Annotated in this window: 11 protein-coding genes; 4 read left to right on the top strand and 7 right to left on the bottom strand. The window is 64.1% G+C overall.

Annotation, left to right across the window (positions count from 1 at the left end; translation table 11 throughout):
- Window positions 1–126: 126 nt before the first annotated feature.
- The 5 genes from LHL23_RS23000 to LHL23_RS22980 all read right to left on the bottom strand — a co-directional run bounded on the left by LHL23_RS23000 (window position 127) and on the right by LHL23_RS22980 (window position 7225).
- Entirely contained in the window at window positions 127–2787 is a 2661-nt protein-coding gene (locus tag LHL23_RS23000; RefSeq protein WP_226431693.1) for a phosphoenolpyruvate carboxylase, read from the bottom strand.
- Window positions 2787–3758: a 2-hydroxyacid dehydrogenase gene (locus LHL23_RS22995; protein ID WP_226431692.1), complete on the bottom strand. Its 972-nt coding sequence runs from the start codon at window positions 3756–3758 to the stop codon at window positions 2787–2789. Before LHL23_RS22995 ends, LHL23_RS23000 begins: the two co-directional genes overlap by 1 nt.
- Window positions 3759–3863: 105 nt before the next feature.
- On the bottom strand, window positions 3864–4757 hold the full coding sequence (sucD, locus tag LHL23_RS22990; protein ID WP_019296923.1) for a succinate--CoA ligase subunit alpha: 894 nt from the start codon (window positions 4755–4757) through the stop codon (window positions 3864–3866).
- Window positions 4754–5953 carry a malate--CoA ligase subunit beta gene (locus LHL23_RS22985; protein WP_222482614.1) on the bottom strand — a complete coding sequence of 400 codons (1200 nt, stop codon included), beginning with the start codon at window positions 5951–5953 and terminating at the stop codon, window positions 4754–4756. Before LHL23_RS22985 ends, sucD begins: the two co-directional genes overlap by 4 nt.
- Before the next feature lie 24 nt (window positions 5954–5977).
- Window positions 5978–7225, bottom strand: coding sequence for an aminotransferase (locus LHL23_RS22980; protein WP_226431691.1), 1248 nt, complete (start codon window positions 7223–7225; stop codon window positions 5978–5980).
- A gap of 298 nt (window positions 7226–7523) precedes the next feature.
- On the opposite strand from LHL23_RS22980, the gene LHL23_RS22975 reads away from it, so the two are divergent.
- The 3 genes from LHL23_RS22975 (at window position 7524) to LHL23_RS22965 (ending at window position 10646) form a co-directional block, all read left to right on the top strand.
- Window positions 7524–8138 carry a response regulator transcription factor gene (locus LHL23_RS22975; protein WP_222482612.1) on the top strand — a complete coding sequence of 205 codons (615 nt, stop codon included), beginning with the start codon at window positions 7524–7526 and terminating at the stop codon, window positions 8136–8138.
- A 187-nt stretch (window positions 8139–8325) separates the two neighbouring features.
- Window positions 8326–9303 (top strand): HpcH/HpaI aldolase/citrate lyase family protein, encoded by a 978-nt coding sequence (locus LHL23_RS22970; protein ID WP_174149629.1) that lies wholly within the window; start codon window positions 8326–8328, stop codon window positions 9301–9303.
- An 80-nt stretch (window positions 9304–9383) separates the two neighbouring features.
- Window positions 9384–10646 carry a glycerate kinase type-2 family protein gene (locus tag LHL23_RS22965; RefSeq protein ID WP_226431690.1) on the top strand — a complete coding sequence of 421 codons (1263 nt, stop codon included), beginning with the start codon at window positions 9384–9386 and terminating at the stop codon, window positions 10644–10646.
- 112 nt (window positions 10647–10758) lie between these two features.
- Here the strand turns inward: LHL23_RS22965 and LHL23_RS22960 are convergent, their stop codons facing one another.
- Complete coding sequence (locus LHL23_RS22960) at window positions 10759–11175, bottom strand: group II truncated hemoglobin (protein WP_226431689.1); 417 nt, start codon at window positions 11173–11175, stop codon at window positions 10759–10761.
- A gap of 28 nt (window positions 11176–11203) precedes the next feature.
- Entirely contained in the window at window positions 11204–13573 is a 2370-nt protein-coding gene (gene tdm, locus LHL23_RS22955; protein ID WP_226431688.1) for a trimethylamine-oxide aldolase Tdm, read from the bottom strand.
- A gap of 181 nt (window positions 13574–13754) precedes the next feature.
- Between tdm and LHL23_RS22950 the strand changes: the two genes are divergently transcribed.
- On the top strand, window positions 13755–14597 hold the full coding sequence (locus LHL23_RS22950) for a DMT family transporter (RefSeq protein WP_226431687.1): 843 nt from the start codon (window positions 13755–13757) through the stop codon (window positions 14595–14597).
- The last annotated feature ends 225 nt before the right edge of the window (window positions 14598–14822 follow it).

Below are 14822 nucleotides of genomic sequence, written 5' to 3'. Positions count from 1 at the left end.
GAGGCGATCAGCTCGATCTCGTCGCGCTGGCGGCCCAGTTCCGCGGTGATCGAGGCATAAAGCTCAGGATCGCGCTCGGCGAGGGTTTGGGTGAAAAAGAGGTCTTTGGACATTCGGGGCTCCTGTCTATCCTGTCCAGCCAAGCCCAGCAGCAACGCAGTTCATCGACTGCATCAGCGGGACCGGCACTGTTGAAGGCTTTTCGGCGCGATTTTCCCGCAGGAGCCGCACCTGCGTCTCGTGAATTTCACGCAGCATGTTTTCCACACGGATGAAGCGGGCGCGCAGCCGCGGAAAGCGCACCGCCAGGCTGCTGTCTCCGGTCAGGAACAGGATTGCCTCGCAGGCAAGCTGATACTCCTTGCGGATGGAGCCAAAGATGCGCTCCCGGATTTCAGCGTCCTGCACCAGCGTTGCGTAGTCGGCGGCGATCTCCATGTCGCTTTGCAGCAGGGTCTTTTCGACCTCGTCCACCACCAGGCGGAACAGCGGCGAACCCGCGAACATGTCCTGCAGCACCGCATCGCCGCGCGCGCCGCGGAACTTGCGGAAGCTGGCAACCGCCGAGCCGAATCCGTACCAGCCGGTGATCATGTGGCGGTTCTGCGACCAGGCAAAGACCCAGGGGATCGCGCGCAGGTCATCCAATGACCCAGCCCCGAAACGCCGGGCCGGGCGTGAACCGATCTTGAGCATGGCCAGTTCTTCCACCGGGCTGGCCTGCTGGAAATAATCCAGGAAACCCTGTGCGTTTAGCAGGTTGGAATAGGCCGCCTGTGACATCCCCGCGAGCGCTTCGAACGCGTCATCGAATTCCGGATTTACAGGCGGCGTGTCTTCTTGCAGCGAGTGGCGCAGCACCGAGGACGCCATCAGCTCCAACTGATGCAGGGCGGTGCCGCGGTTGGCGTATTTCGAACTGACGACCTCGCCCTGTTCGGTGATCCGCATCCGGCCCGCGATGGTGCCTGCGGGCTGCGCGGCAATGGCGCGCTCCGCAGGTGCCCCGCCGCGGGAGACCGAGCCGCCGCGTCCGTGGAAGAACACCGGCTTCATCCGGTGCGCCTTCAGGGTGCGGGTGATCAGGCGCTGCGCCTTTTCCAGCTCCCAGGTGGAGCAGAGGAAGCCGCCGTCCTTGTTGCTGTCGGAATAGCCCAGCATCACCTCGATCCGGTTGTCGCCGGATTTCAGAGAGCGGCGGGCAAAAGGCACGTCCAGCAACCCGTCAAGGATACCGGGGGCCGCACGCAGGTCGCCGATGGTTTCAAACAGCGGCACCACCTTGAGCGCGGCCTTCTCAGCCCCGAAGCCGGCATAGCGCGCCAGCAAGTAGACCCCCAGCAGGTCATCGGTGGAACGGGTCATCGACAGGATGAACGGCCCCATCGCCTGCGGATCTTCTCCTGCACCGGCATCGCGCATCAGCCGCAGCAGCTTCAGCAGTTCGCCGCTTTGCGGGCTCAGCTCATCCGGCGTCATATAGGGAAGCGATGCGCTGCCCAGCTCCTTGCGCAGGCGCGCGGACCAGTCAGGGCTGCCGAAGTCCGGCACTTCGCCGGACCGCGCCCAGATTTCGGTCAGCGTTTCCGTGGTCACGGTGGAGTTCTGGCGGATATCCAGCGTCACCGTGCGGAAGCCAAAGACATCGGCCTGCCAGCGGATCGGCCGCACATAGCGGGCCGCCAGGCGGTGCGCGCCGATTTCCTCAAGCGCCTCTTCCACTTCTGTCAGGTCGGCAACAAAATCACCCAGATGTTTATAGGCGCCGGTTTCCTCTGCCGCGGTGGCCTTGATCCGCGCCAGGATCGCGGTCAGCGCCTGGCGGAAGACTTCACCCGGATTGCGGGCAGACAGCGCGGCGGCACCGGGCGCCGCGGCAATGACCTTTGCCAGCCGGGCAGAGGCGCTGTCCGGCAAGGCAAACACCGCCGCCGAAATCGAGATCCGCTCCGCCGCGGTGGTCAGCGTCTTCTGATAGCGTTTCAGAATTGCCGCGCGGTTCGCGGTCAGCGCTGCCGCCGTGGCCTCCACCGTCACATTCGGGTTGCCGTCGCGGTCGCCGCCGATCCAGGAATGGAACTTGAGGCAGGGCGCATCAGCGCTTTCGCCCAGCCGCGGCCCGGCTGCTGCGATGTAGCGCTCAAACAGCTGCGGCACCGCCTCGTACAGGCTGTCGCGGAAGAACTGCAACCCCCATTGGATTTCATCCTGCAGGCTGGGCCGGTCGCGGCGCAGCTCGCCCGTCATCCACAACAGGTCAATCTCCGAGCGCAAGTCCGCCAGTAGATCAGCGCGCTCGCGCGGGGTCCAGCGCTTGGCCTCCAGCGACACCAGCCCGCGGTAGATGCGGCGGTGGATTTCCAGGATGGTGACCCGCTTGGCTTCGGTCGGATGCGCGGTCAGGGTCGGGCCGATGGAAAACTGGCTGGCGACCTCCTGCAGCCGCTCCGGCGTGGCCAGTTCCCCGGCCAGATCCAGCGCGCGGGCAAAGCTGCCTTCGACCACTTCCGGGCCGTCCTGCGTTTCCGCCATGCGGCGGTCGCGCATGGCGGCGTTTTCCTCGACAATCTTCAGCAGCTGAAACCAGATGTTGAAGGCCTGCATATAGGCGGTCGCAGGCTGCCCGTCCGACAGGTCCCAAGCTGTCTCAGCGACAGCCTTTGCGGCAACCTCCGGCGCCCGCTGGCGCAGTACATCCAGCCACAGGGCATGCAGCTCGGACCGCAGGCCGGCGGCATAGCCGGAGTCTTCATAGTCGGCATGGGTTGTTTCGGCAGGATCGCCCATCACATCACCCGGTCGCGCGGCTCGCGCCCTGCAAAGAAATCGGTCAGGTTATCCAGCACGCGGAAGCCCATCGCCTCGCGCGCCTCCCGGGTGGCACTGCCCAGGTGCGGCAGCATCACCAGGTTGTCGCAATCCATCAGGTCGGGGTTGATGCGCGGCTCGCCGTCGAACACATCCAGCCCGGCGCCGCCGATGGTTTCGAACCACAGGGCACGGGACAGGGCCAGCTCGTCGATCACCTCGCCGCGGGCGGTATTAATAAGGAATGCATCCGGCTTCATCAGGTTCAGCATCCGGGTATTGATCAGATGCCGGTTGGCAGGCCCGCCCGGGCAGTGCAGCGAGACAAAGTCGCACTGCGGCATCAGCTCTTCCAGGCTGTCCGCCTGGATGGCGTTGTAGCGGGCCAGGACGTCCGGCGACACGCGGGAGCGGTTCTGCACCACGATCTTCATGCCGAACCCGTGGTGGGCGCGGCGGGCCATCTCCTGGCCGATGCGGCCAAAGCCGACGATTCCCAGCGTCTTGCCGGAAACCTTGGTGCCGACCAGATGGGTCGGGCGCCAGCCGGTCCATTCGCCGGCACGCAGCTCGCGCTCTCCCTCACCGGCACGGCGGGCCACCATCAGCAGCAGCGTCATGGCGATGTCAGCGGTGCATTCGCTCAGCACATCCGGGGTGTTGGTCACGGTCATGCCGTGGCCCGCTGCACCATGCATATCAATGTGGGAGTAGCCGACACCGTAGTTGGCAAGGATCCGGGCCTGCGGCTTGGCAACGTCGAACGCCTTGGCCGAGATCTTGTCAGTAACCGTCGGCAGCACTGCGTCATAGGATTTCAGCGCATTGCGCAGGTCCTCTTCGCTCAGCGGCTTGTCACTTGTGTTCAGCACAGCATCGAAGGCCTCGGAAAGCTGCGCCTCCACTGCGGCGGGCCAGCGGCGGGTCACCAGAACCTTGGGCTTTGCCATGATGTCATCTCCCTGACGTGCTTGTGCTTTTGCTTTATTAATGCGCTCCACCCCCGCCATTGCCCCGGGCCAAGGGTGGAGCGTTGCGCCTGTTCCGTTGCCGGATCAGGCGGCGTTCTTTTTCATCACGCTTGCGATGGTTTCGCCGATCACGGCGGGGTTCTCGGCAACGGTCACGCCCGCGGCCGACAGGATCTCCACCTTCTCGGAAGCGGATTCACCGAAGGCCGAGATGATCGCGCCCGCGTGGCCCATGGTGCGGCCCTTGGGTGCGGTCAGGCCCGCGACATAGGCCACAACCGGCTTGGTCACGTGGTTCTTGATGTAATCCGCCGCTTCCGCTTCCTGCGGGCCGCCGATTTCACCGATCATCGCGATGACCTCGGTCTCCGGATCCTTCTCGAACCACTCCAGGATGTCCTTGAAGGAGGAGCCGTTGATCGGGTCGCCGCCGATGCCGACCGAGGTGGAAACCCCCAGGCCCAGCTCTTTCAGCTGCGCCGCGGCCTCATACCCCAGGGTGCCGGACCGGCCGATGATGCCCACGGTGCCCGGCAGGTAGATGTGGCCCGGCATGATGCCCAGCAGCGCCTTGCCCGGCGAGATGGTGCCCGCGCAGTTGGGGCCGGTTAGGATCATCCGCTTGTCCTTGGGGTAGCGGTACATGTAGCGCTTCACCCGGATCATGTCCTGGGCCGGGATGCCGTCGGTGATGCAGACGCAGTAGTTGATGCCCGCATCCGCCGCTTCCATGATGGAGTCGGCAGCAAACGGCGGCGGCACGAACACCAGCGAGGCATTGGCGCCGGTGGCCTCAACCGCTTCTTTAACGGTGTTGAAGACCGGCACGCCCTCGACGGTTTCGCCGCCCTTGCCCGGCACCACGCCGCCCACGACGTTGGTTCCGTATTCGATCATGTCCTTGGTGTGGAACCGGGCGATCTTGCCGGTGATGCCCTGGACGATGACACGGCTTTCGCGATCAAGAAGGATGCTCATTTGACGGCCCTCACACGGGTGTTTTGATCAAGGTCGTTTTTCCAGGCGCCGACGGCCCGCTCAGCGGCTTCCATCAGCGAGGTTGCGCGGATCAGCGGCAGGCCGCTTTGCGCCAGGATCTTCTGGCCTTCCTCCACGTTGGTGCCGGCAAGGCGGACCACCACGGGCACGTCGACCTGCACCTCCTTCAGCGCCTGCACCACGCCTTCGGCAACCCAGTCGCAGCGGTTGATGCCGGCGAAGATGTTGACCAGGACCGCCTGCACATTGCTGTCGGACATCACCAGGCGGAACGCCTTGGCGACCCGTTCCGGGGTTGCGCCGCCGCCGATGTCCAGGAAGTTGGCAGGCTCGCCGCCGGCCAGCTTGATGGTGTCCATGGTCGCCATCGCCAGGCCTGCGCCGTTCACGATGCAGCCGATGTTGCCTTCCAGGCCGACATAGGACAGGCCGCGGTCGGCGGCGCGGGCTTCGCGCGGGTCTTCCTGGGATTTGTCGCGCAGCTCGGCGATCTGCGGGTGGCGGAACAGGGCATTGTCGTCAAAGGTCATCTTGGCGTCCAGCGCGATGACCCGGTTGTCCGAAGTGACCACCAGCGGGTTGATCTCAACCATGGTGGCGTCCAGTTCGGAAAACGCCTGGTAGCAGCCCTTCAGCGTGCGCACCATCTGCTGCGTCAGCGCCGGTTCGATGCCCAGCTGGAACGCGATCTCGCGCGCCTGGAAGTCCTGCAGGCCGACAGCCGGCTCAACGGTCGAACGCACGATCGACTCGGGCCGCTCGGCAGAGATCTCCTCAATCTCCATACCGCCCTCGGACGAGGCAACGATCATCACCCGCTGGCTGGACCGGTCCAGCACGAAGCCCAGGTAGATCTCGCGGGCGATCGGCACCGCGCCCTCGACATAGACACGGTAGATGCCTTTGCCCTCGGGGCCGGTCTGGTGCGTCACCAGTTTCTTGCCGAACAGGTTCTCGGTCGCCTCATAGATCTCGGCTTCCGAATTGCACAGCTTGACACCGCCCGCCTTGCCGCGGCCGCCGGCGTGAACCTGGGCCTTGACGATCCATTTGTCGCCGCCCAGTTCCCGCGCGCGGTAGGCTGCCTGCTCGGGGCTGTAGGCCAGCGCGCCCGGCGGGACGGTCACGCCGAAGTTGCTGAGAACTTCCTTGGCCTGATATTCATGAATGTCCATTGGTTTCCTCCCTATGGAGCGGGCTTATTCGGCTGCAACCGCGGCGTTGTAGTGGCGGTCGAGCAGCGCGTTGATCTCTTCCATGTTCACCTGGGCGCCCATGTCGTTCATCGCCGTGCCGAAACGGTTGACGATATCGGTGATCGCGGCCGGAGTGATCTGGTTCAGGATGCCGATGCGGACCTGGACCGGCTCCGACAGGGTCGGCCAGATGCCAAAGCCCACGGCGCGGCAGTTGCCCACCAGCTCCTTTTCGCGCCCCGCCAGATCGCCGGGCAGGTTCAGGACCACCAGGCTGGTCATGTTGCTGGTCACGTCGCAGCCCATGGCGGTCACGGCGTCGCGCAGCACCTTCTCGTGGAAGGCATAATCGCGGGCCTTCTGGGCACGGCCATGCTGCAGGGTGATGCGCAGCGCCTCGTGGAAAGCGGCAACCGCATAGCCTGAGTGCGTGCGGTGGTAGGTGCCGGCGGCAACGTCCTGCCCGTCCACGATGCCCCAGTGGCGGGCCTCCAGGATCGGGTTGTGGACATAGGAATGGCAGCCGTTCTCACGCACGGTCTGGATGTACCGGTCGGTGAACGAGACCGGCGCATAGGTCAGCGGCAGGCAAAGCACGCCTTTTTGCGGGCAGGACGCCCAGCCGGCAACACCCGGGTAGTCGTCGATCGAGAAGTCTTCGATGCCCAGCGAGGACACCGCGTCGATCAGGCCCATCACGCCGTGCTTGACGCAAGCGTCCGAGAAACCCTTGAGGTCGTTGATGCGGCCCGAGCCGGTTTCCCAATGCGCCATGAACGCCCACTTGGGCTTCTTCTCACCCAGCACCTGCTCCACCAGCTTGCCGGAAACCGACTCTCCGTGCGGCACGTCGACCACGGTGACGGAGGCCGGCTGCGGGTTCATCGGATTGGCAGCCAGCTCCTCGCGGGTGGCGGCCTTCATCCGGATGGTCATTGCGTCGATGCCGGAGAAGGTGCCATTCTGGAAGGCAACCACGGTGTCACCCGGCAGGATCGCGTTCAGCATGCAGTCCAGGCCCGAGAAGCCGGTGCCGCCGACGCCGTAGGTGTAGGTGTTGGCGGTGCCCCACAGGTCGCGCAGCATCTGCTTGCACTCGATCATGCCGCGCAGCACATCCGCCTGCATGTGGTCGGCCAGGCCGGTGTTGGCAAAGGCCTGCAGCACGCGGGGGTCGGTATTGCCCGGGCCAGGGCCGGCGGCCAGGGTCTCCGGGATTTCCAGGCCGGGGAAGATCGTGGGTTCTGTCATCGGGTCAAACCTCTGTTGGTGTTCGTTTGCCGATGCGCCGGAGGTCACGGGCCTTCTTCGCTGTGGGAAGGTTTGTTTCCTGTCGGTCAACATCTGTTAACGCTAGGAAAACCCAGGTCGACAAAACCCGCAACATTCCTATATCCTGCTTTTGGGTATCTAAACGGGTGGCAAAAAACCTACCCGAACTGGTAAAAATACCGTTGTATACCGAAAATGACCCCACCCGTTTGGGTAGTTTTTAACAAAAGGGCACCAAATGGCTCCTATAAGCGACAAAGTTTCCCCGATATCGGTCATGCTTGCTGACGCAAATCCGCTGGTGCTGTCGGCCATGTCCGAGATCTTCGAAAAGGACCCGCGATTCTCGCTGGTCGCCACCTCCGCCACCGCCGAAGGCTTCCTCGGAACGGTTATGCGGGTGCCGGTCCAGGTCGGGATCATCGACTGGAACCTGCCCGCGCTTGGCGGCGCCAAGCTGATCGAGGTGCTGCGCGATCAGGCCAACGCGCCGCGGCTGGTGGTCTATGCCGACGACAGCGGCGACGTGCCGCGCAAGGCGATGAGCGCAGGCGCCGCCGGCTTTGCACCCCGTTCCAGCGCTGTCGACGGGCTGCTGGACACCTGCCTGGCGGTGGCCGCGGGCAAGATGGTGTTTCCCTTCCTCGACGTCCGGGGCCTCCAGACCGATCCGATCGAGCAGCTGTCGCGCCGCGAGCGCACCATGCTCGAGGCGCTGTCCAAGGGGCTCACCAACAAGGAGCTCAGCAAGGAGCTGGGGATTTCGACCAACACGGTGAAATTCCACTTGTCGAACCTCTACGAAAAACTCTCGGTCAAAAACCGCGCCCAGGCGATTGCGTTCTACTACGCCAACCGCGCCGCCAAAGGCGATTTCAGCCTGGAGGAATGACCCTGGTGCGGGGCGCAGCGCCTCGCACGCGTGTACGCACACGCGTACGCACGCGAGCGCGCGACGCGCGGGCACGCTCCCGCGCGAATGTATTTAAATGAAAACTTTTTTCTTGACAGGAAACACCCTCATGAGGAATGCCTAAGGAGGAGAGGACGAAACCCCATTGCGAATGAGGAGCGCACCCATGTCGTTTCATACCGTCGAACAGGCCCCTGGCCGCCTGAACCGCAGCGAGCTGGCAATCCCCGGCTCTCAGCCCCAAATGTTTGAAAAAGCAGCGAAATCCGATGTCGACGTGATCTTCCTGGATCTCGAAGACGCGGTTGCCCCGGACGAGAAAGACCAGGCCCGCAAGAACATCATCAAGGCCCTGAACGAGATCGATTGGGGCAACAAATCCATGTCGGTGCGAATCAACGGCCTCGACACCCACTACATGTACCGCGATGTGGTCGATGTGGTTGAACAGGCAGGCGAACGCCTTGACCTGATCATGGTCCCCAAGGTGGGCACCGCAGCCGATGTTTACGCCGTCGACATGCTGGTCACCCAGATCGAAGACGCCAAAGGCTACAAGAAGCGGATCGGCTTCGAGCACATCATCGAGACCGCGCTCGGCATGCAGAACGTGAGTGAAATTGCCGCAGCCTCCAAGCGCAATGAATCGCTGCATTTCGGCGTTGCCGACTATGCCGCCTCGACCCGTGCCCGCACCACCATCATCGGCGGCGTGAACCCGGATTACTCGGTGCTGACCGACCCGGCCGCAGACGGCTCGCGCGATGTGCACTGGGGCGACATGTGGCACTATGCGCTGGCCCGCATGGTGGTTGCCGCGCGCGCCAACGGCCTGCGCCCGATCGACGGCCCGTTCGGCGATTTCCAGGACAAGGAAGGCTACAAGGCCGCCGCCAAACGCGCCGCTGTGCTGGGCTGCGAGGGCAAGTGGGCCATCCACCCGAGCCAGATCGAACTGGCCAACGAGGTGATGTCGCCGTCGGACGCGGAAATCACCAAGGCGCACCGCATCCTGGAAGCGATGGCAGAAGCTGAAGCCGCCGGCAAAGGCGCGGTGTCGCTGGATGGCCGCCTGATTGACTATGCCTCGATCCGTCAGGCAGAAGTGCTGGTGGAAAAGGCCAAGCAGATCGCCGGCAACTAAGCCGCCGTTCGCTTTCAAGACCTTAGGCCGTCCCGGCTTTGGCCGGGGCGGCTGATCGCCGCTATGCCAGGGAGATGCAGATGACCGGATTGCTGACCACCGCCAAGGCCTTGTTCCAGGCCGCTGTCGACCGCGCAGACCCGGCCAAGGCCCTGCGCGCCCAGCTGGCGTCTTCCCCGCTTCCCCCCCTGCCCGAGGGCGGCAGGAACGTGCTTCTGGCCGTCGGCAAGGCTGCCATCCCGATGATGCGCGAAGCACTGGTGCTGATCCCGGATGCCAAGCAGGCCTTGGCAATCACAAACTCTGAGAATTACACGGAAATTCCCGGCGCCACGGTGATCTGCGGCGCCCACCCGGTGCCGGATGAAACCAGCGCCGCCGCAGGTCTGGCGGCCATTGAACTGGCGCGCTCTCTTGGCCCCAATGACCGGCTGATCGCGCTGATTTCCGGCGGCGGCTCTGCCCTGATGGTGGCGCCCGCCCCCGGCCTGACGCTGGCGGACAAGGCAGCCGTGAACAAGCTGCTGCTCGCTTCGGGCCTTGAGATCAACGAAATGAACCTGATCCGCCAGCAGCTGTCCGACACCAAGGGCGGCGGATTGCTGCGCCATGCCGCGCCAGCCCGGGTGCAGGCCTTCATCCTGTCGGACGTGATCGGCGACGACCTGCGCGCCATTGCCTCCGGCCCCACCGCGGCGCCGATCGGCACCCGTTCCCAAGCGCGGGAGATCCTCCTGCGCGCGGGCATCTGGGACAGCGCGCCGCAGGCCGTCAGAACCTGCCTCAGCGCCGCTGACGAAACCCAAGCCACCCCGCCCGCCGCCGCCAACACCCTGATCGGCTCCAACCGCCACAGCCTCAAGGCAATGATGGCGGCCGCCGCGGAGGACTGGAGCCCGAAGCTGGTCTCCCACCGTCTGGTGGGCGATGTGGCGGAGGCAGCCGAAGCAGTTGTAAAAGCAGCGGAAACCGCCCCCAAGGACAAGCCGGTCGCGCTGATCTTCGGCGGTGAAACCACGGTGCAGCTCCGCGGCACCGGCCTTGGCGGCCGCAACCAGGAACTGGCTCTGCGCGTTGCCAAACTGGGCGCCGAACAGCTCAGCGGCGACTGGCTGTTCCTCTCCGGCGGCACCGACGGGCGCGACGGCCCCACCGACGCCGCAGGCGGCATCGCCACCCCCGCCACCTGGGAGGCCATCAGGGCGGCCGGTCAGGACCCGGACACACTGCTGGCCAACAACGACAGCTACGCGGCCCTCAAGGCCGCCGGCGCGCTCCTTGTGACCGGCGGCACCGGCACCAACGTGGCCGATGTGCAGGTCTTTCTGAGGCTGCCCGGCTAACTACCGGACGGCTCCCGCTTTTCATCTTTCCGGAAATACTCCCGCCCCGCTGCCCGTCAGGCGGCTTTGCCGCCGATAGGGGAGGCTTCCGCACCTGCCACAGGTATTGCGTTTAAGTCGGCACGCGCTTCTCGCCCCATTCGGCCAGATCGTTCACCAGCATCAGCGCCACCCGCCGGAACACCTGGCGCAGCCGCTCCACATGCGGTCCTTCCAGCTTGAGCTCCGCCAGCGCCTGATCCATGCATTTCAGCCAGTTCTCGGCATCTTCCTCGGTGATCGGCACATGGGCATGCATCAGCTTCACGTCCATGTGGCCGTGCTTTTCCTCGTAATACCGGCGCCCGCCCATAAACCCGGACAGGAAGTTGAACTGCTCGATGCGGGCATGATCCATGCCATGCCCGCGCTTATGCAGTTTGACGATTTGGGCGCCGGTCTCGGTTTCCTCGACAATGTCGTAGAACCGCTCGACCAGGGTGCGCAGCACCGCCTCGCCGCCGATCTGCTCTATCAGCTTCTGAACCATTTAACCTCCCTGCCCCGAACGGCCGGCCTCAGGATTGAGGCCGGGTCTTCTTGGGGTCGTAATGCGCAAAGGGCACGATCCTGGCGGGCAGCCGTTTCTGATGCCCGTCAAGCTTGCCGATTTCCATCTCTGTCCCAACCTCCGAGCAGGACACGTCCACCCGCGCCAGCGCGATGTTCTTGCCCAGGAGCGGCGAGCGCATGGACGAGGTCACCTCGCCGATCTGCGCCCGGCCGATATGGACGCAGTCGCCATGGCCCACGTCGATCGCCGAGTCGATATCCAGCCCCACCAGCTTGCGCGCAGGCGTGGTCTTGCGCCGGATCAGCGCGTCGCGGCCAATGAAATCATCCTCTTTCGATTTCAGCGGCACCGTGAAGCCGATGCCGGCCTCAAACGGGTCTGTCTGGTCAGAGAAGTCATAGCCTGCAAAGATCAGCCCTGCCTCGATCCGCACCATATCCAGCGCCTCCAGCCCCATCGGGCGGATGCCATGGGCCTTGCCGGCCCCCCAGACCGCATCAAAGACTTCGCTGGCATGTTTCGGGTGGCAGAAAATCTCATATCCCAGCTCGCCGGTATAACCGGTCCGCGACACCACCACCGGCACACCCTGATCATCGCCGATGCGTGCGGGGGTGAAGCGGAACCAGCCCAGCTCCTCCAGCGTCGGGTTATGCGGCGCTGTCCAGATGATCTTCTTCAGCAGGTCCCGGCTTTCGGGGCCCTGCACCGCGATATTGTGCTGCATGTCGGTCGAGGAGCGGATCAGCACGTTCAAGCCCAGCTTCTCCGCCTGCTCGCGGATCCATTCCCCGCCGTAGTCCGAGCCGCCGATCCAGCGGAAATTATCCTTGCCCAGACGGAACACGGTGCCGTCGTCGATCATGCCGCCATGCGGGTAGCACATCGCGGTATAAACCACCTGCCCCACCGCCAGCTTCTTGATGTTGCGGGTAAAGATATACTGGCACAGAGCCTCGGCATCCGGTCCGGTGATCTCGAACTTGCGCAGGGCGGACAGATCCAGCACCACGCATTTTTCGCGGCAGGCCCAGTATTCCTCCAGCGGTCCGGATTCAGCATAGCAATTGGCCAGCCAGAACCCGTTATACTCGATGAAGTTGCGGGTCATCTTGCTGAGGCGGTCGTGGAAACCGGTTTCCTTGGTCATCTTGGGCTCCGATTCAGGGGTCGCGCGGAACGCAATCGCCCGCTTGAAGGTCTCTTGGCCGCTGTAGGTGCGGACGTGAATGTCGGTGGGGTTCCAGCCATTGGCGGCGCTGGTGTCATCCGGGCAGGCAGAGCTGACACAGACCAGATCGGTCAAGGCCCGCAACAGCACGTAGTCGCCGGGCCGGGTCCATGGCTCGTCAGCGTACATCACGCCATGATCATCCAGCCCTGTGTTGAAGAAGAAGTTGATCGCCATCCAGCCCGCCCGCGGGGTCACGCCATGGGCCGCCAGCGCGCCATTGAAGTTGTCCGAGCAGTTCACATGGCCGGGATAGCCGATGTCGTCATAGTATTTTGCGGCGCAGGCCAGGGCAAAGGCGTCATGCCGCCCCACGGTGTCCTGCACCACTTCGACCAGCGGCAGCATGTCCTGATCATAGTATTTCGCATGCAGCCCCGGCATCGGATAGGCATGGCCCATCAGCGTCCGGGTGGTGGTCACATCCAGCGCATGCTCTACACCCTTGTCCAGCTTGCGGGCGGCGAAGCACTGGAAATCCGTGCACTGGCGGCCATCCACATCAATGATCTGGATGTAGTCGCCCGCCTTCACGAAGTAGCTCTCCGCGGTGGCGCTGTGCACCCGCACCTCATTGACCGGCTCCGCCAGCGGATCCGGCAATTCAAACCGCACCACCTGCTTGATCACCGCACGCTTGACCATGACGGTCAGCGGCGTTGCCGTGTCCTGGCGTTCGAAATCCATGATGCCGCCGGGTGCAGCGATGATCGCCACGCCGTCGCGCTGCGCGGTAAAGCTCTCTTCCGTCTTGGCAGGCGTCGCCGCATCAAAGAACCGGACTGCACCACCCTTTGCCAGATCGATGCCGCGCGCCTCCATTCCCATCCGCAGCCCCCGCAGGGACTGATCCGAGGACGTCAGCAGCGCCTTAAGGCCGCCTGCATCGCTGTTCGCCGCGGCGCCGATGATCCCGGCGTCAATGCGCCCCTTGTCCTCTGCCGCGATGATCTCGCAGGGCTGCCCGCCCTCGTCGTTGATCACCGTCACCGTGTCGCCGGTTTCCACCCGGATCAGGATCGCGCCGCAGCCTTCAACCACATAACGCTCGGTTCCCTTGGGCAGAGAGAACACCGATGGCTGATACAGTCCGGAAGGTTTCGGCGGCCCTTTGACGACCTCAGGGAAGCTCATGTCATTCATCGCGCATCTCCTGTTGGACTCCGGCCAAAAATTGCCCAGCCGGAATATTTATTTATTGAAAAGAATATTGCTTTCCTCCACCCTAATCAACAAACATGTTGATTTTCTGCGGAAAAATGGCAGATGCCCGGGATGCGGCATTTTCCTGGGGGTGAATGCCGCAAACGAAAGGTTAACCGCCATGCACGCGCTATTTCTTGGTCTGGCCGCGGCTGTTGCCTGGGGGATCCATGACCTATGCGTGCGGTTTGTTTCGCAAAGAACCGGCATCCTTCCGGCCATGCTGGTGGCCTTTGCCACCGGGGCGATTCTGGTTGCCGCAGCTGCAGCAACCCTGGGCAACTGGCAGGCAATGACCCTTGCTGCAGCCCGGCTGGCAGGGCTTTCCGGGGCGATCTTTGCGCTTGCCTCCTATGCCCTCTACCGGGCGTTTGCACTGGGGCCGGTCAAGCTGGTGGCACCTCTGATCGGTGCCTATCCTGTGCTGTCTCTTGGCCTGGCCATGCTGCAAGGCCAGGCGGTTGGCCCGGGCCATTGGCTCGCCGTCGCGGCCGTGGTTGGCGGGGTCGGCTGCATCGCGGTTCTTGCAACAGAGGATGACGGAAGCCCTGTCAGCCTGCAGGCGGCGGCCTGGGGCCTGGCGGGCGCCATCGGTTTTGCCGTGACATTTGCCACCGGCCAGGCCGCCACCCAGGCAGGCGCGGAACTGCCGGTGCTGATCGTGACCCGCGCCGCCGCCATCCTGATCCTGCTGAGCCTGGCGCTTTTCGCCCGGGCAGTTCAGATGCCGGACCGCAAGGTGCTGCCGCTGCTATGCCTGATGGGCGCGCTGGATGCAGTTGCGCTGGGGCTGGTGATGTATTCAGGCACCCTGCCCCGGCCTGAATTTGCCTCCGTCAGCGCATCCCTGTTCGGCCTGGTCACCGTAGTCCTGGCTTGGGCGGTGCTGCGCGAAAGCATGAACCGCGCGCAATGGATCAGCGTTGCCGTAACCTTCGGCGGCATTGCTTATCTGGGCTTCTAGCCCTGCGCCTCCACCTTTCCCAACCGGGCTCCACCCGCTCGCGGGCAATCCCTGCCCTCTTTCATCTTTCAAAAAAATACTCCCGCCCCCTGCCCGTCAGGCGGCTTTGCCGCTGAGAGGGGAGGCGTCCGGCGGGAGCGTGAGTTTCAGCCGCTGCTGTTCTGCGCGCTTCAGGCGGTGAGGCCTTCCGGCTCAGCCAGGTTGTGGGCGCGGCAGCAGGCGGTG

Origin of the sequence: Leisingera sp. McT4-56 (assembly GCF_020514995.1) — a bacterium.
Taxonomy (GTDB): Bacteria; Pseudomonadota; Alphaproteobacteria; order Rhodobacterales; family Rhodobacteraceae; genus Leisingera; species Leisingera aquaemixtae_A.
The sequence above is the reverse complement of the archived record's forward strand: the minus strand, read 5'-3'. Positions and strand labels throughout refer to the sequence as shown.

Bases quoted from the DNA above. Each gene is read 5' to 3' on its own strand.
- LHL23_RS23000 (WP_226431693.1), bottom strand. From the start codon at position 2,787: ATGGGCGATCCTGCCGAAACAACCCATGCCGACTATGAAGACTCCGGC.
- tdm (WP_226431688.1), bottom strand. From the start codon at position 13,573: ATGAATGACATGAGCTTCCCTGAGGTCGTCAAAGGGCCGCCGAAACCT.
- LHL23_RS22985 (WP_222482614.1), bottom strand. From the start codon at position 5,953: ATGGACATTCATGAATATCAGGCCAAGGAAGTTCTCAGCAACTTCGGC.
- LHL23_RS22965 (WP_226431690.1), top strand. From the start codon at position 9,384: ATGACCGGATTGCTGACCACCGCCAAGGCCTTGTTCCAGGCCGCTGTC.
- LHL23_RS22975 (WP_222482612.1), top strand. From the start codon at position 7,524: ATGCTTGCTGACGCAAATCCGCTGGTGCTGTCGGCCATGTCCGAGATC.
- sucD (WP_019296923.1), bottom strand. From the start codon at position 4,757: ATGAGCATCCTTCTTGATCGCGAAAGCCGTGTCATCGTCCAGGGCATC.
- LHL23_RS22950 (WP_226431687.1), top strand. From the start codon at position 13,755: ATGCACGCGCTATTTCTTGGTCTGGCCGCGGCTGTTGCCTGGGGGATC.
- LHL23_RS22960 (WP_226431689.1), bottom strand. From the start codon at position 11,175: ATGGTTCAGAAGCTGATAGAGCAGATCGGCGGCGAGGCGGTGCTGCGC.
- LHL23_RS22980 (WP_226431691.1), bottom strand. From the start codon at position 7,225: ATGACAGAACCCACGATCTTCCCCGGCCTGGAAATCCCGGAGACCCTG.
- LHL23_RS22970 (WP_174149629.1), top strand. From the start codon at position 8,326: ATGTCGTTTCATACCGTCGAACAGGCCCCTGGCCGCCTGAACCGCAGC.
- LHL23_RS22995 (WP_226431692.1), bottom strand. From the start codon at position 3,758: ATGGCAAAGCCCAAGGTTCTGGTGACCCGCCGCTGGCCCGCCGCAGTG.